The 20,359-nt window shown below is 70.0% G+C and carries 19 protein-coding genes; 11 read left to right on the top strand and 8 right to left on the bottom strand.

The features are described from left to right. Window positions 1-109: 109 nt before the first annotated feature. Genes ACFOW8_RS11055 through ACFOW8_RS11040 form a run of 4 tightly spaced genes read right to left on the bottom strand, consistent with a single transcriptional unit; the run spans window position 110 to window position 3,320 of the window. Window positions 110-823 (bottom strand): ESX secretion-associated protein EspG, encoded by a 714-nt coding sequence (locus tag ACFOW8_RS11055; protein ID WP_378549565.1) that lies wholly within the window; start codon window positions 821-823, stop codon window positions 110-112. Continuing rightward, on the bottom strand, window positions 820-2,310 hold the full coding sequence (locus ACFOW8_RS11050; RefSeq protein WP_378549562.1) for a WXG100 family type VII secretion target: 1,491 nt from the start codon (window positions 2,308-2,310) through the stop codon (window positions 820-822). The genes ACFOW8_RS11055 and ACFOW8_RS11050 overlap by 4 nt, the downstream gene beginning before the upstream one ends. After that, window positions 2,303-2,701: a hypothetical protein gene (locus tag ACFOW8_RS11045; protein ID WP_378549560.1), complete on the bottom strand. Its 399-nt coding sequence runs from the start codon at window positions 2,699-2,701 to the stop codon at window positions 2,303-2,305. Before ACFOW8_RS11045 ends, ACFOW8_RS11050 begins: the two co-directional genes overlap by 8 nt. A gap of 16 nt (window positions 2,702-2,717) precedes the next feature. Continuing rightward, the gene (locus ACFOW8_RS11040) at window positions 2,718-3,320 is read right to left on the bottom strand and encodes an alpha/beta hydrolase (RefSeq protein ID WP_378549557.1); all 603 of its coding nucleotides are present in this window, start codon (window positions 3,318-3,320) and stop codon (window positions 2,718-2,720) included. A gap of 169 nt (window positions 3,321-3,489) precedes the next feature. Here ACFOW8_RS11040 and ACFOW8_RS11035 point away from each other — a divergent pair, with 169 nt between their 5' ends. Next, entirely contained in the window at window positions 3,490-4,404 is a 915-nt protein-coding gene (locus ACFOW8_RS11035; protein WP_378549554.1) for a hypothetical protein, read from the top strand. Between the two features lie 73 nt (window positions 4,405-4,477). Here the strand turns inward: ACFOW8_RS11035 and ACFOW8_RS11030 are convergent, their stop codons facing one another. Further along, complete coding sequence (locus ACFOW8_RS11030) at window positions 4,478-5,308, bottom strand: hypothetical protein (RefSeq protein WP_378549551.1); 831 nt, start codon at window positions 5,306-5,308, stop codon at window positions 4,478-4,480. Window positions 5,309-5,510: 202 nt separating this feature from the next. Here ACFOW8_RS11030 and ACFOW8_RS11025 point away from each other — a divergent pair, with 202 nt between their 5' ends. Then, window positions 5,511-6,683 (top strand): acyl-CoA dehydrogenase family protein, encoded by a 1,173-nt coding sequence (locus ACFOW8_RS11025; protein ID WP_378549548.1) that lies wholly within the window; start codon window positions 5,511-5,513, stop codon window positions 6,681-6,683. 9 nt (window positions 6,684-6,692) lie between these two features. Continuing rightward, window positions 6,693-7,820 carry an acyl-CoA dehydrogenase family protein gene (locus ACFOW8_RS11020; RefSeq protein ID WP_378549546.1) on the top strand — a complete coding sequence of 376 codons (1,128 nt, stop codon included), beginning with the start codon at window positions 6,693-6,695 and terminating at the stop codon, window positions 7,818-7,820. Window positions 7,821-8,046: 226 nt separating this feature from the next. Here the strand turns inward: ACFOW8_RS11020 and ACFOW8_RS11015 are convergent, their stop codons facing one another. Continuing rightward, window positions 8,047-8,727: a hypothetical protein gene (locus ACFOW8_RS11015; protein ID WP_378549543.1), complete on the bottom strand. Its 681-nt coding sequence runs from the start codon at window positions 8,725-8,727 to the stop codon at window positions 8,047-8,049. A gap of 255 nt (window positions 8,728-8,982) precedes the next feature. Here ACFOW8_RS11015 and ACFOW8_RS11010 point away from each other — a divergent pair, with 255 nt between their 5' ends. Continuing rightward, window positions 8,983-9,270: a hypothetical protein gene (locus ACFOW8_RS11010; protein WP_378549540.1), complete on the top strand. Its 288-nt coding sequence runs from the start codon at window positions 8,983-8,985 to the stop codon at window positions 9,268-9,270. A 53-nt stretch (window positions 9,271-9,323) separates the two neighbouring features. Then, a complete protein-coding gene (locus ACFOW8_RS11005) occupies window positions 9,324-10,133 on the top strand; it encodes a GNAT family N-acetyltransferase (RefSeq protein WP_378549534.1) in 810 nt (269 codons plus the stop codon). Window positions 10,134-10,143: 10 nt separating this feature from the next. Here ACFOW8_RS11005 and ACFOW8_RS11000 read toward each other — a convergent pair whose 3' ends face one another. Both ACFOW8_RS11000 and ACFOW8_RS10995 read right to left on the bottom strand, forming a co-directional pair. Next, window positions 10,144-11,973, bottom strand: a complete 1,830-nt coding sequence (locus ACFOW8_RS11000) for a serine/threonine-protein kinase (protein WP_378549531.1) — start codon at window positions 11,971-11,973, stop codon at window positions 10,144-10,146. Window positions 11,974-12,133: 160 nt separating this feature from the next. Next, on the bottom strand, window positions 12,134-13,261 hold the full coding sequence (locus tag ACFOW8_RS10995; RefSeq protein ID WP_378549528.1) for a serine/threonine-protein kinase: 1,128 nt from the start codon (window positions 13,259-13,261) through the stop codon (window positions 12,134-12,136). A 121-nt stretch (window positions 13,262-13,382) separates the two neighbouring features. Between ACFOW8_RS10995 and ACFOW8_RS10990 the strand changes: the two genes are divergently transcribed. The 6 genes from ACFOW8_RS10990 (at window position 13,383) to ACFOW8_RS10965 (ending at window position 20,093) form a co-directional block, all read left to right on the top strand. Then, entirely contained in the window at window positions 13,383-14,153 is a 771-nt protein-coding gene (locus ACFOW8_RS10990) for a deoxyribonuclease IV (protein WP_378549525.1), read from the top strand. Window positions 14,154-14,380: 227 nt separating this feature from the next. Beyond that, the gene (locus tag ACFOW8_RS10985; RefSeq protein ID WP_378549522.1) at window positions 14,381-15,592 is read left to right on the top strand and encodes a CaiB/BaiF CoA transferase family protein; all 1,212 of its coding nucleotides are present in this window, start codon (window positions 14,381-14,383) and stop codon (window positions 15,590-15,592) included. After that, window positions 15,589-15,759, top strand: coding sequence for a hypothetical protein (locus ACFOW8_RS10980; protein ID WP_378549519.1), 171 nt, complete (start codon window positions 15,589-15,591; stop codon window positions 15,757-15,759). The genes ACFOW8_RS10985 and ACFOW8_RS10980 overlap by 4 nt, the downstream gene beginning before the upstream one ends. Continuing rightward, a complete protein-coding gene (locus ACFOW8_RS10975) occupies window positions 15,756-16,670 on the top strand; it encodes a hydroxymethylglutaryl-CoA lyase (RefSeq protein WP_378549516.1) in 915 nt (304 codons plus the stop codon). Before ACFOW8_RS10980 ends, ACFOW8_RS10975 begins: the two co-directional genes overlap by 4 nt. Before the next feature lie 64 nt (window positions 16,671-16,734). Beyond that, window positions 16,735-17,511 carry an ABC transporter ATP-binding protein gene (locus ACFOW8_RS10970; protein ID WP_378549513.1) on the top strand — a complete coding sequence of 259 codons (777 nt, stop codon included), beginning with the start codon at window positions 16,735-16,737 and terminating at the stop codon, window positions 17,509-17,511. 62 nt (window positions 17,512-17,573) lie between these two features. Then, window positions 17,574-20,093 carry an ABC transporter permease gene (locus ACFOW8_RS10965; RefSeq protein WP_378549510.1) on the top strand — a complete coding sequence of 840 codons (2,520 nt, stop codon included), beginning with the start codon at window positions 17,574-17,576 and terminating at the stop codon, window positions 20,091-20,093. Window positions 20,094-20,359: the final 266 nt, after the last annotated feature.

Below are 20,359 nucleotides of genomic sequence, written 5' to 3'. Positions count from 1 at the left end.
GGGGGAGACAGAGCCAGGTGAGCACTGCGAGGCCGAAGAGCGTCAGGGCGACCGGATTGTTCCCGATCTGGTCGGCGAGTACGGCTGCCGCGATCGGCGCGAAACGGATTCAGCCGCCGCTCGCCATGCGCAGCAGCCTGCGCAACCAGTCGGTCGCGAACAGTGGAGTGGCCGGGGCGATGTCGACGTTGCGTGCCGTGTGGACCAGGTAGCGGCCGTCGCCGGTGACATCGATCCAGGACAGCACGCCGACCAGGTCGTGGTCGGTGCCGGTGCCGACCAGGATCTGGCCGATCCCGCTGCGGGGGCGTTGCAGCAGCTTGCGCACCCTTGCGGCGTCGGACGGCCCGGCGACGGGCGCGGTGACCAGGTCACGGCTGTCCTCCCGCACCCGCGCCGCGGGTGCGGACAGGGTCGGCCCGGTGCCTGGCTGGTGGGCGGGCATCCGGGTGAATACCTGGGCGGCAAAGCGTTTCGTGCTGCCGACCTGGATGTGAACGGTGCCGCCTCGGTCGTCGGCGGAACCGGGGGCCTGCACCGCGAGCACGGCGACGTCCCCGGTGACCGTGCCGAGCATGCGCACCGCGGTCCCCGCGCTCCCGCAGACCTCGACCCGGATCTCCGGCTTGGCCAGCACCCGCAGCGCCGCAGACAGATCGGCGTCGAGGCCGGTGGCGCACCAGGTGTCGAGGGCGGGCTGGGCGGCCGCGCGCTCGGCGGTGTCGCGGGCCGAGGCGCGGACGGCGAGCGGGTACGGGATCCGGTCGCCGTCGGTGCGCGCCCAGGCCAGCGCGAACTGGTCCGGAGTGAGATGCCAGTTCACTCCCGACCGGTCCACTCACCGAGCACGGCGGGACTGGTCGGCTCCATCCTGCCGATCAGTGGGTTCACCTCGTCGGCGGGCTCCAGATAGGTCGGCTCCTCGTCGAGATAGCGCAGGAACTCGTCGTCCTCGTCCTCGTCGTCCTGCCGCTCGGGCGGTCGCGGCCCACCGGGCGGTCGCGTGTGGTCGGCGGCGACCATCGCCCCGCCGAGCAGCCCGCCGATCGCGCCCGCGCTCATCCCGGCCGTCGCGTCCGCCCCGGCGGCAACCACATCCTGACGGCCCTCGTTGGCCTGCGCGGTCTCGGTCGACTCGCTGTTCACGGTGTGGGTGAGCTGTTGCACCCCAGCCGTTCCCGTGGAGCTCGGGCCATCGCCGCCGGAGTGCGCGGCCGCAGCGGCCACATCGGTGTTCGCGGGATCGGCGACACCGCCGTTGGTTCGGGCGCTGACCTGGGCGCTGTCGTTCGGGGTGGACCGGCCGCCGCCGGCTCCGCCGTTCTCGCCGGTGAGCACCGGAATGCCGGTTCCGCCATTGGCCACCCGGTCCGTGGCTGGGCGATTCCGGCGCGGTGGCCCGCCGACACCAGGCAGGGCGCCCCCGGACGGGGCCGTGGACCCGGGGCCGCCGGGCGAGACGCCTGCGGTCGCTCCGGTGTGGCCGCCACCGGGCGTCGCGCCGTGGATCGGCGTCGCCGCGGTCGGCGTCGACATCGAGGTCGCCGCGGATAGTGTCGCACCAGCGGAGTTTCCACTGGCGAGCTGAACGCCTGCCGGGGTGGTCGTATCCGTGTCGATGGTGCCGTCATCGTCGGCAGTCCCGGACCGGGACGTCGTATCGGTGTCCGGGGTGACCGCCGATCCCGACGGAACAGCTGCCCCGCCACCGAGGAACGATGGTGCCGCGGCAGCGCCGACATCCCCGGTCCCCGAGGCGATTCCGGGAAACGCGGGGACACCCGACCCGGTCGGCACGAACACCCCGGCGTAGATCGTCTCCATGGCCTGGACCGCGTCCAGCCGCGCGTTCTCGGCCTGCCGCGCGATCGTGGCATTGGCACCGGCCTGTTCCGAATACAGCAGCGCCGTGTCCGGATCCGGTTGAGTCCCTTCGGGTTCGGCCACGGCGGCGCGCACCGACTCGGCGGCGTCGCCGGCCCGGCTCAGGCGCACACCGACGGCGGTGAGCACATCGGCGATCCGCCTGCCCGCCTGCTCGAACTCGCGGACCGCGTCGACGGCGCGCTGGGCGGCACCGCCGCGCCACCCGTCGGCGATCGCGGCGCCGATCTCGCCGTGCGCGTTCTCCACTTCGCCGCCGAGAGCGGTGGAGGTAGTGAGGAACAGCTCGCCCGCCCCGGTGAGCGCGGCCGGGTCGAGCTCTCGCACGGCCTGATAGATCTCGGCGTGCGAGAGATGGTCGAAGACCTCGACAACGGGCGCGTAATCGGGATCGGTGCCCGCCGCGCGGCCGGAGATACTACGCATCGCCGCCTCCTGGGATCTCGGTCGCGGCGACGGCACCGGCCAGTGCCCGGTCGGCGTCCTGATAGGCGGCCGCAGCGGCACGGAAGACGGCGGCCAGCTCCCGCGCGGCGCTCGCGTAGGCGCGCAACTGCTCGAGCGCGTCCACCGCCTTGCCCTCGAAGCCGGACCGCAGGGCGGCACCGGAGGGCAGTCCGCCGAATCCGGGGATCACCTCGGTGGCACCGAGGGCGAGCACCTGGGCGTCCACCGCGTCGGCCAGCAGCTCGTAGCGCCGGGCGCAGCGTTCCGGCACGCCGTCGGCGACCAGCACGCCGTCGATCCACAGTGTGCCCTCGTCCACGGCTTGGCCGAGCGCCGCCGTATCCGGCAGCCCTGATCTGTTCGGTTGCACCGTTCCCCCTTCGTCGTCATCGCACTGCGGCGAGTACCCACTCCGCGATATCCGCCGTCACGCGCTGCTGTACCGGTTCGTGTAACAGGTCGTGGCCCGCGTCGGCGTACTCGCGCAAATCTACCGATCCGTGCCGCGCTGTCCATAGCCGGATCACATCGATGGGCGCGCGGCGGTCGTCGGCGCCGTGCACCGCGAGCACCGGCAGCCGCGGGTCCGGCGCGATCTCGACGGCGCGCCGCGGCGTGCCACAGACCACCAGCCCGGCCGGCCCGTCGGCCCGCCGCGCGGCGACCGCGAGCGCGGTGACCGCGCCGAGCGAATGCCCCATCAGCACGGGCCGCACTCCTGGATCGAGCTCGGCGAGCAGCCCTTCGGCATCGGCGACGAGTTCGTCGACGGTGCCAGGCGTGTCCGGATCGCCCTCGCTGAGACCCTGTCCCGCGGTGTCGAGGGTCCACAGCTCGATCCGCGCCAGTCGCTCCAGCGCGGTCGCGAAGCGGTGATAGTGCCCGCTGTGCTGGCCGGTGCCGGGCAGAAGCAGCACCGTCGCCGCCGCGTCGACGACATGGCGGCGACGGTAGTGCAGCCGTCCGCGGGCGCTGTCGAAATAGGGCACCGACCGATTATGACCGCACCGCGAATCATCCTGCGCGCCATCGACGGTCCGCGCCGCGCGGATTGTGCGCGATACCAGCCGCCGACCCCCGGCGTTCGGACCAGCCACTACCCGCCGGTAGCCGTTAGACTTTCGCGCGTCGAGCCGGGTCAACAGAGTCGAGGTCTCCATGTCGTCGTTCCGTCGTCGCGTCGCCCACGTTGCCGTCGGCGCGGCTCTTGCCACCACCGGGGCCATCGCCACCGGCACCGCTACCGCCGACCCCGTCGCGAGTTGCGGGCGGTCCGGCCACGAGATCGCGATCCGGTCCAGCGTTCCGCTGCTCGACTGGTCGGAGAACTTCGGCATCGACGCCGCGGGCGATCTGTGGGTCGCCAGGGTCATGCGCGGTGAGGTGCAACGCTACGACGAGGGCGGCAGGCTCACCGCCACGGTCGAGGTCGCCGCCCCCGGCGCGGTCCGGCTCGGCCCCGATGGGCTGCTCTACGTGGTCACCGGCAACTCGCCGCTGGCGGGTTCGGGCGGGATCGTCCGCTTCGATCCGGCCGCCGAGAACCCGGTGCCGACACCGTTCGCCACCGGCTTCCCGCAGCCGAACGGCGCCGCCTTCGACGCCGACGGCAACCTCTACGTGACCACCGCCAACGGCCTGCACCGCCTGCGCCGTGACGGCAGCGAGGACATGGAGTGGTGGTCGGCCGTCTCGGTCGAAGGCCCCAACGGTGTTGTCGTCGAGGGGGATTCGGTCTATGTCACGGCGAACTACGTCGCGGCCGAAGGCGGTCCGGTCGGCCGGGTGCTACGCCTGTCGCGGACGAATCCGGCGCAGGCCGTCACGATCGCCGATCTCACCTCGTTCGGCAGCCTGCCCGACTTCGTCGACGACCTCGTCGTGCGCGACGGCGCGCTGTATGTCACCACGCTGGCCGGGCATCTCGTCCGCGTCGATCCGGTGACGGGCACCGCGTGCACCGTGGTCTCCACCCAGCCGCTGACCGCCGTCGTCACCGATCCGGCTGATCCGTCGGCGCTGCTCGCCGGTTCCGAGGAAGGCACTGTCCTGCGTATCCGCCCGCTGCACTGATTCCCCCGACAGGCGAGGAGCCGGACCCAAGTGGGGCCCGGCTCCTCGAAGTCTCAGCCGTGGTGGCGCGAGTTCAGCCGCCGACGGTGACCGCGGACGGCGCCGGCGGCGGCGCGGGCTGCGTGGTCTCGACCGGGGCGGGTGCGGGCGCCGGAGCCGGTGCGGGCGCCGGGGTCTCGGGCGCGGGTGCCTGCGGTTGCGGCGCGGAGCCGTTGCCCTCGCCCGAACCGGGGCTGGTGATCTCCGGTTCCGGCGCGGGCGGCGCCGCCGGCGCCTCGGTGGCCTGTACCGGCAGATCGGGGACGACGAAGGTGCCGACGGTCGGCGTCATCACGCAGCGGGCGAACGGGTAGTCGATGGTGCCCCACATCGAGGCGATCACCGTGCCCGCGCCGCTGTGCACGGTCTTCGACAGCGACGGGGTACCGAATTCGGTGAGGTCGTCGAGCGGGACGATGCCGCTCTGCCCGGTGTTCACATTCACCCAGGCGACGCTGAGGCCGGACGCCAGCGCGAAGCCGGTATGCCGCGGGCTGGCACTGAACCGGATGTCACCGGGGGCCATGCTCATCTCGGTGCGCGGACCGGGACCCTCGAAGGTGGCGGCGGCGATGATCGTGGTGATCGGGCCGTTGCTGCCGCAGCCGAAGGTAGGCGCCGCATAGGTGAACGGCATGAACTGCGCGGAGATGTCGCGCAGCGTGTTCGTGTCGACCATCTTGGTGAAGCTGTCGAGCGCGCCGACACCGGCCTTCGCGGCGGCGTCGGTGCCTGCAGCCTCGGTCAGGTGGGTGATGGCGTCATCGACCGGGGCCGCGCTCGCACCCGGCGCCAGCAGTGCCAGCGCGCCGATGCTCGCGGCAGCGACCGCCGCTGCCCTGCCTGCGATGGATCTGCCGTTCACCTATAACTCCTCGGAGGCTGCTCTCACCGGTTCCCCGGGCTCGCCTGGCAACGTACCAGGTCCGCCATCGGGTCGCTGGGTCACCTCGCGCGCGTGGCACCGGTGCGACGCGACCGGCGCGCGAGTGTGATTTTGTCGACACCACCGTTTACCCGGAGGTAAGTTTCACTTCGACGGCTACCGACCACGCTGGGAGACCCGGATGAAGCTAGCCCTTTCCCCTGAAGAGGTCGCCTTCCGCGACGAGCTCCGGCATTTCTATCGGACCCAGATCCCGGCCGAGATCCGCGACCGGGTGAAGTACGGCCACGAGCTGTCCCGCGACGACATCGTCACCTCGAACAAGATCCTCAACGATCACGGCCTCGCCGTGCCCAACTGGCCGGTGGCCTGGGGCGGCAAGGACTGGACGCCGATGCAGCGGCACCTGTGGCTCGACGAGATGCAGCTGGCCTCGGTGCCGGAACCGCTCACCTTCAATGCCTCGATGGTGGGGCCGGTGATCGCTCAGTTCGGTTCCGAGGAACTCAAGCAGCGTTTCCTCCCACCGACCGCCGCGCTCGACATCTGGTGGTGCCAGGGCTTCTCCGAGCCCGACGCCGGGTCCGACCTGGCCTCACTGCGCACCACCGCGGTCCGCGACGGCGACTCCTACATCGTCAACGGACAGAAGATCTGGACCACCCTCGGTCAGTACGCCGACTGGATCTTCTGCCTCGTGCGCACCGACCCGAACGCGCCGAAGAAGCAGGCGGGCATCTCCTTCCTGCTCTTCGATGTGAAGTCGCCGGGTGTCACCATGCGACCGATCAAGCTGATCGACGGCAGCTACGAGGTGAACGAGGTGTTCTTCGAGAACGTCCGGGTGCCCGCCGATCAGCTCGTCGGCGAGGAAAACCAGGGTTGGACCTACGCGAAGTTCCTGCTCGGCAACGAGCGCACCTCCATCACCGGTGTCGGCAAGACCAAGGTCAAGATCGGGCTCGCGAAAGACTACGCGCGCCAGACCAGGACCGGGCACGGCACGCTGATGGCGGATCCGGTTTTCGCCGCGCGCATCGCCGAGCTGGAGAACGAGCTGCTCGCCCTCGAGCTGACCCAGTTGCGGGTGGTGTCCAACTCCGCCGACGGTAGACCGAATCCGGCATCCTCGGTGCTCAAGCTCAAGGGCACCGAACTGCAGCAGGCGGCCACCGAACTGCTGCTCGACATCGCGGGCGCCGACGCGCTCCCGGTCGAGGCCGACGATATCGCCTCGCCCGGCTGGGCCCAGCACAGCGGCCCCGGCTACCTGAACTACCGCAAGGTCACCATCTACGGAGGCTCGAGCGAGGTCCAGCGCTCGATCATTTCCTCCACGATCCTCGGATTGTGAGGCGCTGCCATGGATCTCGAACTCACCGACGAACAGACGATGCTGCGTGACACCGTGCGCGAACTGCTGCACCGGTTCTACGACAGCGAGTCATTGACCAAGGCCGGTGACACCGACCCCGGCTGGAATCGCACGGTCTGGAAGCAGCTGGCCGATCTCGGCGTGCTCGGCCTGACCATCGACGAGGACGACGGCGGGGTCGGCGCGGGCCCGGTCGAGGCGATGGTGGTGCAGGAGGAGCTCGGTCGCGCGCTCGCCCCGGAACCGGTGCTCGACGCGGTCGTCGTCCCCGCCGAATTGCTGAAGCTCGCAGGTAGCGCCGAGCAGCGGGCACGGCTGCTGCCCGCGCTGGCGGGCGGCGAGACGTTGTTGGCGTTCGCACACGCCGAGCCGGGGCAGCGCTGGCCGTCGACGGAGCTCACCACCGCCGCGTCGGCATCCGGCGACAGCTACACCGTGACCGGTGTGAAGAACCCGGTGCTGCGCGGCGATTGCGCCGACCAGCTGATCGTGAGCGCGGTGCTGCCCGGCGGCGGCGTTGGGCTGCTGCTTGTCGATCCGAACGGGCCGGGGGTGCGCAAGCGGGTGTACCGGACCTTCGACGGCAGGCGCGGCGCGCAATTCGACTTCGACGGCGCGGCGGGCGAACTGTTGGGCGACACCGTCGATGCCGCCGAACAGATCGCGCTGGTGCAGGGATACGCGCAGGTGGCGTTGTGCGCGGAGGCGGTGGGCGCGATGGAACTCGCGCTCACCATGACCGCCGACTACCTGAAGACCCGCAAGCAGTTCGGCGTCACCCTGTCGAAGTTCCAGACGCTCACCCAGCGCGCCGCCGACTGCTACGTTTCCCTCGAATTGGCCCGCAGCATGAGCCTTTTCGCCACGGCCGCGCTGGCCGACGGCGGCAACGACCCGATCGTCGCCTCCCGAGCCCGGCTCCAGATCGCCCGCTCGGCCGACCATATCGGCCGCGAGGCGATCCAGATGCACGGCGGCATCGGCGTCACCGCCGAATTCCCGGTGAGCCACTACGTCGCCCGCCTCACCGCCATCGGCCAAACCCTCGGCGGGGCACTGGAACACCGCCGCGTCCTCGCCGACCGTGTCGGCGACTACGACCTGCCGGAACTGTAGAGGTTCGCTTGTGGTGCGTGTCCGGGGATGGGCGCGCACCACCGGTCGACCTTGGCTATCCCGTCATAGTGGGAGGACGGGCTCGTGGTGGAAGCGCAATCCAGCTGCGACGCCTCGAGAATCGCCGCATGGGTCCTCGCCGACCGTGTCGGTAGCTATGACCTGCTGGGAGCTGTAGCGGTTCTTGTCGTGGTGGGCGCTCGCCCGGAACCGAATTGGTGATCGGCTAGCGGATCAGGTGCGGGTGCGCGGGGGTCGAGGTGATGGTGGGGGAGATCTGGGCGGGCGCCGGAGTGGGGGTTCGCGAGGGTGCGGTGTGATCGTTGGCCCGCGTCGGGAAGGCCGAGTTCTCTTCCTCGTCGAGTGGTTCCTCGTCGACCGGGGACTGCATCCACGGTGGCGGGGACACAGTGCGCGTGGGCAGCTCGGTCAGCGGCGGGGTGGTAGTGCGGTACGGCCGGGTGGTGGTCGGCGTTTCCGTTTCGGTGGTCGGTTCGAAGGTCGGCTCGGGTTCCGGCTCCGGTTCCGGCTCGGGTGTCGTGGTGGTCGGCTCCGGGGCAGGGGGCTCGGTGGTGCTGTCCTCGGCGCGGGACTCGGGGGCTTCCTCGGTCTCGGACGGTGCCCCCGACGGAGTGGTCTCGGTGGAGCTGAGGCTGAACGGCTTGCGCGGCGACATGTACGGCGCGATCCGCCAGGTGGGCGACGGCGGGATCGGGATTCGGGTGGTCGTCGATGTCGTGTCGTCGGCGACCGGGCTCGGCGCGGCGGCGAGATTCGCCCGGAGCGGCGGTGGTGGGACGTAGACGTCCTGCTGTCCGACACCGCACGCGCCGATGACGATCAGGCCGAGCGATACCGCGCCGACAGCGATGGCCGGACCTACGAGCTTGGTCCTGCTGTCATCCATGGGCGTGTACTCCTCGTCGACTTCGAGTCGCCTCACAGTAGTTCAGGTGGGCCCAAACGGCCTATTTTAAACATTAATGATTCAGATATCGGATTGATTTCGGCAGCGTGTCGCGGGGACGTGTCGCGCCCGATCGGCGTCGCCGGGTCGTAGCGTGTGTGAGCAAAGTTACGCATGAGACGCCCGGAACGAGACCCCTGACGTGCGAGGTTTGCGCGAGACAAGAATCTGATCGGCGTCACCGAGGAGAGTCTGATGGGAGCATATCCGACACCCCAGCTGGAAGGTGCGGCGGCGAGCGGTGATTCGCCCGTGGTGGCAAATGTTCAGCACACGCCGTCCGGTCCGACACCGAACCGCGCGGTCGCGGTCGTCGCGCGGATCATGGGCTGGCTGTTCTTCGTCGGCGGTCTCGTCGGCGCCGGGCTCGGCATCGCCGGCCTGCACGTGGAGATCACCGTCGCAGGCCTGATCCTGGCCTGCACCGCGGGCCTCATCCTGCTGAAGCTGCGCACCGACCGAGAGGCGCTCGGGAACGGCTGAGTCACAGCGAAATTCGAGTGCGATACCGCTGAGGTGGGCATACCGTCGATGCCATGGGTATCGACATCACCGCCGACCCGACCCGCTTCCTGGCCGCCGCCGAGCCCTTCCTGCGGCGAGACTCGTTGCGGCATACGGTCATCGCCACCGCTGCCGCCAATGCCCGCAGTGGCCGGACCGCCGGGACGACCATCAGGTTCCTGACCGTCCGCGATGCTGCCGGTGCGGTGACCGGCGCCGCGACCACCACCACCGAAGGTGCCGTCTACCTGGGTGAACTGCCCGCCGACAGCATTCCCGAGGTGGCGGCGGCCCTTCTCGCCGACGGTGTGTCGGTGCGCAGTGTCGAGGGTGCCGAGGTCGATGCCGCCGCATTCGTGAGCGGCTGGCCGGCCGCCACCGCCAGGTACTCGGTCCGCCTGTTCCGCCTCGGGACATTGTCGGTGCCCGAGACTGCGGGCACACCACGCCGGGCCACGGTCGACGACGTGGATACCTGCTTGTCGTTCGCGACCGAATTCTCGCGAGCGATCGGTGACCCGCCACGGTTCGGCGCGGCCGGGGTCAGGCAGCGGATCGAGGCCGGGCTCTGGTGGCTGTGGGAGCGCGACGGGGTGCCGGTGACGCTGGTGGCCCGGCAGGCCGAGGTCTTCGGCTGGGCCAGAATCGGTCCGGTCTACACCCCGCCGCAACTGCGCGGCAACGGGTTCGCCAGCGCGCTGACCGCCACCGTCTCCGCTGTCATCCGGGCGGAGGGCGCCGACGCCTGCCTGTTCGCCGATCTGGCGAATCCGACCTCGAACAAGATCTATCGAGCCATCGGATACGAGCCGGTGCGCGACTTCACGCACTACACGGTGTAGCTCGAACCCGTCAGTTCAGTGGGGCCGAGCGCCACCAGCGCAGGAGTTCGTCGGGGTCGCCGTAGCCGTCGGTGAACATCAGGAACTGGGCGCGGTCCGGATCTCCGGTGAACTGGGTGATGATCTTGTTCCCGTTGTCGGTGTATTTGTAGTTGGTGTACTGCTTGCCGCCGTTGGTGTCGACGGACTTGGTGTTGGCGGGCAGGCCGTCGATCACCGCTTGCACGTCGGCGGCCGAGTTGTAGACGTAGATCCGGTAGAACGGGTCGTTGCCGTTGCTGCCGCCGCCGTCGTAGCAGCGCCACTGCCACGACCACGCCCCGAACTCGGGGTCGCCGTCATTGGGGGAGGGCACATAGCTGGTGTCGGTCTCCCAGCAGGTGGCGCCGTTGTAGCCGATGTCGGCGTCGGTACTGGCGGGCACCATCCGGCCGAACTCGGCGCTGATCGCGTCGGCGTTCGGGGTGACGTGCCTGCCCGCCGCCGTCGTGGTCGTCGTCGTGGTGGTCCCGCCTCCGGAATCGTCACCGCTGACCGCGATCCCGATCACGATCAGCACGAGCACGACGACCACCGCGACGATGATGCCGACGATCAGCCCGGTATTCGACTTCGCGGGTGGCCGCGGCCCCTGCGGGTACTGCGCGAATCCGCTGACCGGCGGGCGCGGCGGCGCAGGCGGCGTCGGATACTGCGGCCGCGACTGCTGGGTGTACGGGTTCGGCGTGGCCGCGCCGCCGGTGAGCTGCGGATTCGGCAGCTGTCCCGCCGTGCGCGGTCCGGCGGCCAGTGGACCCTGCGTATGCGCCTGCATCGGGCCGCCGGTCATCGGTCCTTGGGGGTGGGCCTGCATCGGGCCGCCGGTCAGCTGGCCATGGCCCGCGATCGGATACGGCGCACCGGTCTGCGGGATCGCGCCACCGGTGGTCGGGCGCTGGCCGCCGGTCACCGGCATCGCGCCACCGGTGGTGGGGTGCTGACCGACGATCGGCAGCGCGGGCGCGCTCGGGTTGTTCAGTGCCGCCAGCGCCGCGCTCGCGAAATCCGAGCACGAGTCGAACCGGTCGTCGGGCCGCTTGGCCATGGCCTTGGCCAGCACGGCGTCCAAGGCGTAGGGCAGACCGGGCCGCACACTGCTCAGCGGCGGCGGCGGTTGCTGCAGATGACCCTGGATGACGGCGGCCGGGTTGGTCGCGGTGAACGGCCCCGACCCGGTGAACAGCCAGAACAGCGTGCAGGCCAGCGAGTACTGGTCGGAGCGGTGATCCAGCGACGCGCCGGTGAGCTGTTCGGGCGAGGCGTAGGCCAGGGTCGCGGTGAAGGTGCCGGTCTGGGTGAGGTGGCCGGTGTCGTCGCGCAGGCGGGCGATGCCGAAATCGGTGAGATAGACCCGTTCGCCGCGCCCGGCGCCGGAGCGGGCGAGCAGGATGTTGGCCGGCTTCACGTCGCGGTGCAGCACCCCCATGCCGTGCGCGTAGTCGAGCGCGTCGGCCGTCTCGGCGACGATCTGCAGTGCGCGGGCGGGCGGCAGCGTCTGCGGATCCACCGAAGCGGCGTCGACGCCGTCGATGAATTGCATGGAGATCCACAGCTGTTCGTCGTCGAGACCGCGGTCGTAGACGGTGACGATGTTCGGGTGATCGAGCCGGGAGACGAGATCGGCCTCGCGTTCGAACCGTGCCCGCACCTCGGTGTCGAAGAACATCTCCCGGTTGAGCAACTTCAGCGCGGTCATCCGCGGCAGCCGTGGGTGTTTGGCAAGGTAGACCGAACCCATGCCACCACGGCCGAGTTGCCGTTCGATGACGTAGCCGGCGAAGACATCTCCGTTGGCCAGCATTGACCGCTCCACTTCCCGCCGTGCGCCGGGACCCACCAGCGCACGCGCGTACAGCAAGAAAGCCGCGCCGGGAGGCCCGCCACGGGAAAATCAACGAAACCTTAGCAGTCACCGACCGGGCGATCGCTTGCTCGCGGGTAGCGCGACCGGCCGGGACCGATCATGGTGGCCTGCGCGGCCGGGGCGGCACGATATAGCCGGGATGGTTACGGCCACCGGGCAGATCGATGGTGCCGGGTCGCGGCGCGCCACGTCGCGGGATCGCGGTGCCGCCGGTGGTCGGCCGCGGCTGAGCCGGGGCACCGGCCGGCTGGCCCCCGGTGGGCGGTGTTGCCTGCCGGTGCGGCTGCGGCGGGGTGGCCGGACGTGAATACTGCTGGGGCGGATACGGTTCCCTGGCCCGCAGCACGACTCCGGTGTAGCTCGGGGTGAGCGTCTGCTGCCACGGTCCCGGCACCGCGAACAGCGCCGCCTTGGCGGCCTCGGCGAAATCGGCGCAACTGTCGTAGCGCAACTCCGGCCGCTTGGCGGTACCCCTGGCCAGCACGGCGTCCAGAGTCGGCGGCAGACCGGGGCGCAGGCTGCGCAGCGGCGGCACCGGTCTGGCCAGGTGCGCCTGGATCACCGCGGCCGGATTGGGGCCCGCGAACGGGACCGAGCCGGTCAGCATCCAGAACAGGGTGCAGGCCAGCGAGTATTGATCGGCGCGATGATCCAGCGGCGCACCCGACAGGTGCTCGGGTGCGGCGTAGGCGAGGGTGGCGGTGATGGTGCCCGCGGACGACAGCGTGGTCTCGCTGTCGCGCACCGCCGCGATCCCGAAGTCGGTGAGCACCACCCGTTCCGGGCGTCCGATGGGTGGCTTGGCCAGCAGGATGTTGGCCGGCTTCACGTCCCGGTGCAGCACGCCGCCGGCGTGCGCGAAGTCGAGGGCGGTCGCGGTCTCGGCGACGATCTGGACCGCCCGGCCCGGGGTGAGCACGTTGACGTCGGCGGTCGCCACATCGGTGCCTGCCACGAACTGCATCGAGATCCACAGCTGGTCGTCGTCGGTGCCGCGGTCGTAGACGTTGACGATATTGGGGTGCTCGAGCTGGGCGACCAGGTCGGCCTCGCGTTCGAAGCGGCGCCGGATCTCCTCGTCGGCCGACAGCTCCCTGCTGAGCAGCTTGAGCGCGGTGAGCCGGGGCAACCGGGGGTGGCGGGCCAGGTAGACGACCCCCATCCCGCCGTGGCCGAGCACACGCCGGATCGTGTAGCCGGCGAACACGTCGCCTTTGCGCAACACCGCGAAGTCACCCCCTCCAGGGCAAGAGCACCCGTCGAAATTCTACCGATGTATCTCTCGAAGCCCCCGGTCCGCAACATCGGCCGCGAGAACTGTCGGTGCCGCGGATTATGGTGGCCTCATGCGCATTGGAGCACACGTTCGTGACGAGAGCGATCCGATCGGCTTCGGTGAGAAGCTCGGTGCCGAGGTCATCCAGATGTTCGTGGTCGATCCGCAGAGCTGGGACAAACCCCAGCCGCATCCGAAGGCCGCCGAGATCGTGGCCAGCCCGATCGACGTCGTCGTGCATTCGTCGTATCAGATCAATGTGGCCAGCCTGAACAACCGGCTGCGGATGCCATCGCGCAACGCGGTCGCCCAGCAGGCGAAGGCCGCCGCCGAACTCGGCGCGTTCGGTCTGGTCGTGCACGGCGGGCATGTGCGCTCCGACGCCGAGCTCGACACCGGAATCGACAACTGGCGCAAGCTGTTCGAACGTCAGCAGGACAAGGGCGGTTTCGCCGTGCCGATCCTGATCGAGAACACCGCGGGTGGCAACCACGCCATGGCCCGGCACTTCGACACGATCGCCCGGCTCTGGGACGCCGTCGGTGAGTACGGCGCCGGGTTCTGCCTCGACACCTGCCACGCCTGGGCGGGCGGGGAGGACCTGGTCGGCGTCGTCGAGCGGATCAAGGGCATCACCGGCCGGATCGACCTGGTGCACCTGAACTCCTCGCGCGACGAGTTCGATTCCGGTGCCGACCGGCACGCCAACTTCGCCGACGGCACCATCGATCCGCAGCTGCTGGCCGAGGTGTGCCGTACCGCGGGCGCGCCGGTGATCCTGGAAACCCCGGTCGACGGGGTCGCCGACGATCTGGCCTACCTGCGCGAGAACCTCGGCTGAACCGTTCCGGTGCCAAGGTGCGAGCTACTCGATCGCACCGGACTCACTCGTCTCACGCCGGACTGATCTCGTGAGCACATGGGTAACTCGTCGGGTACGGGCTAACCTGACCCGTACCTGGTCTTGCCGCCAATGCAACGCTTCCCGCACCTGAGTCCGGCCAGAATGGCCGGAGAGGCGGGTGAGCCAGATGACGCGGAGAGGCGGGCTGGCGATAGAGTCGCTGGGTGGCGGAACTGGCGTTGGACGGTGTGCGTGTCCTCGAACTCGGAAACTATGTTGCCGCTCCCACCGCCGGACGGATCCTCGGTGACTTCGGCGCCGAGGTGATCAAGGTGGAGCGGCCGGGAACCGGCGACGAGTTGCGCAATTGGCGGCTCTACGGCGGTGATACCTCGATGCTGTACCGCACCGTCAACCGGAACAAGAAATCCATCGTGCTCGACCTGCGGACCGAGGCGGGGCGCGCGACCGTGCTCGACCTGCTGCGGCACTGCGATGTGCTGCTGGAGAACTTCCGTCCCGGCATGCTCGAGAAATGGGGGCTCGGGCCCGAGGTGCTCGAGCAGGTGAACCCTGACCTGGTCATCACCAGGATCTCCGCCTACGGCCAGACCGGCCCGATGGCAGCGCGACCGGGGTTCGCCGCGGTCGCCGAGGCCGTCGGCGGCCTGCGGGAACTGGTCGGCGACCCGGACCGGCCGCCGGTACGGGTCGGTGTCTCGATCGGCGACTCGATCGCGGGCATCTACGCCGCCTTCGGCACGGTGATGGCACTGTTCCAGCGCGAGCGGGCGCAGGGCCGGGTACCGCAGGCGGAGCGGATCATCGATGTGGCGCTCAACGAGTCGATCCTGTCGGTGATGGAATCGCTGGTGCCCGATCATCTCGCCTACGGCATCAACCGGGAGCGGGTCGGCGGCCGGATGGAAGGCATCGCGCCGAGCAACGCCTATCCGACCAGCGACGGCTACAGCATCATCATCGGCGGCAACGGCGACGCCATCTTCCAGCGGTACATGCAGGTCATCGGCAGGCCGGACCTGGCAGCCGAGGAGGAACTGGCCGACAACGCCGGCCGCTGGCGCCATCGGGAACGCCTGGACGCCTCGATCGCCGAGTGGACCATCCGGCACACCCGCGACGAGGCGCTGAAGATCCTCGACGACGCGGCCATCCCGTGCGGCCCGATCTACACCGCCGCCGACATCGTGGCCGACGAGCAGTACCGCGCACGCAATATGATCCAGTCGTTCCCCGTCGACGTGGGCGAGCCCGAACCCAAGCAGGTGGGGTTCCCCGGCATCGTCCCTGTCATCGGGGGCATGTCGCTGCCGATCCGCAATGTCGGCCCCGACCTCGGCGAGCACACCAGAGAGGTGCTCGGCGGGCTGCTCGGGATGAGTGACGACGAGATCGACGCGCTGGAGGCGAAGTGAGCAGGCGAGTACACGGCAGACGCCGCCCACCGGTGCGCAGCAAGTGGGAGCAGCGCGGACCAGGCCACGTGCGGCCGACCGTGCACCCGACCCCGGCCAGCGTCGGGGACAAGCCGTGCGGCGGCGTGATGTGCGTGCCCGCGCGGGAACCGGACCAGCGGCGATGACCGCCCCGCTGCTGCGGGATGTCACCCTGCGCGACGGTTTGCAGCTCACCGGCAAGGTGCTGCCGACCGAGCGGAAGGTCGATGTGGTGCGGCGGCTGCTCGCGGCCGGTGTGCCCGCGCTGGAGATCGGCTCGATGGCCAGGCCGGATCTGGTGCCGCCGATGGCCAACTCGCTGGACCTGATCGCCGCGCTCACCCCCGACGAACTGGCGAAATGCTGGGTGTGGGTGGCCACGCCCCGGCACGTCGAGAAGGCGGCAGCGGCAGGCGCGCGCAACTTCCAGTACTGCTTCTCGGTGTCGGACGCGCACAACATGGCCAATATCGGCCGCAGTACCGAAGCCTCGGTCGCGGCGATGCCGGACGCCGTCCGGGTGGCGCGCGAGGTGGGCGGCGAGCTCCAGCTGTGCCTGGCGACCAGCTTCACCTGCCCGTTCGACGGCCCGGTCGACCCGGCCAGGGTGCTGGCCATCGCCAACGATCCACGCACCGACGGCGCGGCCGACATCGTGCTGGCCGATACCCTCGGTCAGGCCCACCCCGGACAGGTGAGCGCACTGGTCGCGGCCGTACGCGCGCAGACCCCGCCGCGTCGCATCGTCTTCCACGGCCACGACACCTGGGGCATGGGAGTGGCCAACACCCTCGCGGCCGTCGCGGCGGGCGCCACGATGGTCGACGGAGCGCTCGGTGGCCTCGGCGGGTGCCCGTTCGCTCCCGGCGCCAGCGGCAACACCGCGTCCGAGGACATCCTCTTCGCCACCCGCCCTGACTGGTTCACCCCGGCCGCGCTGGCGAGCCTGGTCGGACTCACCGAGGAACTGCTCGCCGAGCTGGGCGAACCCAACCGTTCCCGCACCGCCGAGGGCGCCAGGTCGAAAGCAGATGCCTTCGAGTGGGTCATCCGGTAGGCCGAGAGGTACTAGGGGGGATCCCGGATGGCGCGGTGCCCGGTCGGCAGACAGACTGGACACCATGACTTCGCACGCCATGGGCACCGAGGCCGTCGACGCGGCGGCCGACTCCGCGGTCGCGGCCGCAGCGCAAGACCTGGTCAAACTGTACGGATCGGGAGATACCCAGGTCAAAGCCCTGGACGGGGTGTCGGCCGAGTTCGCCAGGGGCGAGTTCACCGCGATCATGGGCCCGTCCGGTTCGGGCAAGTCGACCTTGATGCACTGCCTGGCCGGGCTGGACAGCGCGAGTTCGGGGCAGGTCCGCATCGGTGACACCGCGCTGACCGGCCTGTCCGACAAGCAGATGACCGCGCTGCGCCGCGACCGGATCGGTTTCGTCTTCCAGGCGTTCAACCTGGTGCCGACGCTGACCGCGCTGGAGAACATCACCCTGCCGCTGGATATCGCGGGCCGCAGGCCCGATCGGGAGTGGCTCGACACCGTGGTGAAGCGGCTCGGCCTCGGCGACCGGCTCGGGCACCGGCCCAGTGAGCTGTCCGGCGGCCAGCAGCAGCGCGTGGCTTGTGCCCGCGCGCTGGTCGGCAAGCCGGAGATCATCTTCGGCGACGAGCCGACCGGCAATCTGGATTCGCATTCCTCCGGCGAGGTGCTGTCGATCCTGCGCGCCTCGGTCGACGAGTTCGGCCAGACCGTCGTGATCGTCACCCATGATCCGCGGGCCGCCGCCTACGCCGATCGGGTGGTGTTCCTCGCCGACGGCCGGATCGTCGACGAGCTGCGTGACCCGACCCAGGATTCGATTCTCGACCGGATGAAGGCGCTGGAGACCAAGTGAACGCGGCATCGCAAGACGATTCGGTGCGGGGCAGCGGTCGTCTGACGGGTGGGCCGAGTCCCATGCGCAAGGTGGCCTTGCGCAATCTCGCCGCGCACAAGGTGCGCCTGGCTCTGACGGTGCTGTCGGTGGTGCTCGGCACCGCGTTCATCTCCGGGTCGTTCGTCTTCACCGACACCCTGCAGCGCACCTTCGACGGGATCTTCGAGGGCCAGGCCGAGGGCGTCGACGTCCGCGTCGGCCCGAAGGACCGACAGTCGCTCGGCGTGCCGACCAATATCGTCGACGCGCTGGCCGAGTACGAGGGCGTCGACCGGGTGGCCCCGGCTGTCAACGGTCCGGTCGTGCTGCTCGATCCCGACGGCGAGAAAGCCGTGCAGACCGGTGGCGCACCGAGTTTCGGCGTCTCCTACCTGCCGCCGGAGCAGGCGGTGGAGGACCCGGAGACCTTCGTCGCGGGCCGCCCGCCCGCCGAGGCCGGTGAGGTCGCGCTCAACACCAGCGGCGCCGAGAAAGCCGGGCTCGAGGTCGGGCAGCGGACCAAGGTGCTCATCCCGTCCAGGGGCGAGCCGTTCGACGTCACCCTCACCGGCATCTACGAGATGCCCGGCGCAAGCAACAGCGGTGTGGTGGCGGTGATGTTCACCGAAGCGCAGGGCCGCACGCTGTTCACCGACGGCGCGCACGTGGCCTACGCCGATATCGCCGCCGCGCCCGGCGTGCGGGCCGACGATCTGCGCGACGAGCTGGCCGCCCAACTGCCCAACTACAAGGTGCAGAACGCCGACGAGGTCCGCGAGGACATGAAGAAGGAAGTCTCCGAGGCGCTCACCTTCATCAACTACTTCCTGCTCGCCTTCGGCGCGATCGCGCTGATCGTCGGCACCTTCATCATCTACAACACCTTCTCGATGATCGTGGCTCAGCGATTGCGCGAGCTGGCGTTGCTGCGGGCGATCGGCGCGAGCCGCAGGCAGGTCGGCCGCTCGGTGGTCGCCGAGGCCGTCGTGATCGGCCTGATCGGCAGTGCGGTGGGCCTCGCCGCCGGGATCGGGCTGGCATTCGGGTTGTCGGCGCTGCTCAACGCCTTCGACGTCGGATTGCCGACCGGGTCGCTGACGGTGCTGCCGCGGACCGCGATCGTCGCGCTGCTCGTCGGCCTGCTCGTCACCGTGATCAGCGCCTACGCGCCGGCGCGGCGGGCAGCGAAGGTGCCACCGGTGGAGGCGATGCGGTCCGAATTCGCCAGTGCCGGCGACTCGTTGCGGATCCGCACCGCGGTCGGTGCGGTGCTGGCCGTGGCCGGTGGCGTGCTGGTGTACATCGGCGCGCAGGGCACCGGTAAGGGTTCGGCGGTGACCGTCGGGATCGGCGCGCTCGGGTTGATCCTGGCCGTGCTGCTGGCCGCGCCCGCGCTCTCGCGGCCGATGGTGCTGGTCCTCGGTGTGCTCACCCGCCCGTTCGGTCCGATCGGGCAGATGGCGCGCAACAACGCGGTGCGCAATCCGCGCCGCACCGCCGCGACCGCGTTCGCGCTCACCCTCGGGCTGATGCTGGTCTCGGCGATCGGCATTCTCGGCGCCTCGGCCAAGACCAGCGTCGGCGTGCTCATCGACAAGGGCGTGAAAGCCGAATACGTGCTCGCGGGCCCACCGATGATCGGCGCGCCGATCGGCGCGGTCGACGCCGTGCGCAGCGAGGTGCCTGGAATCAGCGATGTCACCGGTATCAGGGTCGTCGCGTTCGAGGTGGACGGCGAGCAGATCGGCGCCACCTCGCCGGACGGGCCGATCGACCCGGTCATGGACATCGACGTGATCAGCGGTTCGACCGCGATCGGCGCCGATGAACTGCTCGTCGACGAGACCGAGGCGGCCGATCGCGGGTGGCAGGTCGGCGACACGGTGACGATCACCAGTCTGGACAAACAGCAGCTAGAGCTCACCGTCGGTGGCATCTACGCCGATTCGCCACTGCTCGGGCCGATGGTCATCGATCCCGGCGTGTACGAGAAGCTGATGCCGCAGAGCCTGCGCACCAATATCTTCGTGCTGGTCAAGGCGGAGCCAGGCGCCGATCTCGCCGCCATGCGCACGAATCTGGAGCAGGCCACCGAACCGTTCGTGGTGGTGCAGGTGCAGGACCACGAGCAGTTCAAGGGCGCGCAGGGGCAGCAGATCAACACCCTGCTCGCCATCCTGTACGGCCTGCTCGCGTTGGCGGTGGTGATCGCGGTGCTCGGCATCATCAACACCCTGGCATTGTCGGTGGTGGAACGCCGCCGCGAGATCGGCATGCTCCGCGCCGTCGGTACCCAGCGGTTCCAGGTGCGCCGCACCATCTATCTGGAGTCCATGCTGATCGCCATCTTCGGCGCCATCGTCGGCCTGGTTCTCGGTATCGCGCTCGGCGTCGGCTTCCTGCGCACCCTGCGTGACCTCGGCATCGACCAGATCACCATCCCGTGGTCGCAGCTGGTCGCCGTGCTGATCGCCTCGGGCGTGGTCGGTGTGCTCGCCGCGGTGTGGCCGGGCGTGCGGGCGGCCCGCACCCCGCCGCTGGCGGCGATCGCGGACCTTTAGATCGGCGTGCTCGGCCCCTGGTGGATCGAATCCGCTGGGGGCCGAGCGCATTTCCAGCCGGTCCTGTGGCCCCTGCCGTTCGAAGGGGATTCGGCTCGGTGCGCTTGCCCCGGCGGCCGTATCGGCGAGGCGATGGTGGCTCAGCCGGGGCAGCGGTGCCACCAGGTCTCGGTCGGCCTGTCGTGTTCGGTGAACAGATCCCGGTGCATCAGGTCGAGCGCGGTGAGTCGCGGCAGCCTGCGGCGTACACCGCGCCCATCCCGCCG

It is taken from the genome of Nocardia rhizosphaerae (assembly GCF_042650365.1).
GTDB classification, from domain to species: domain Bacteria; phylum Actinomycetota; class Actinomycetes; order Mycobacteriales; family Mycobacteriaceae; genus Nocardia; species Nocardia rhizosphaerae.
This window is presented reverse-complemented; position numbering and strand designations above follow the sequence as displayed.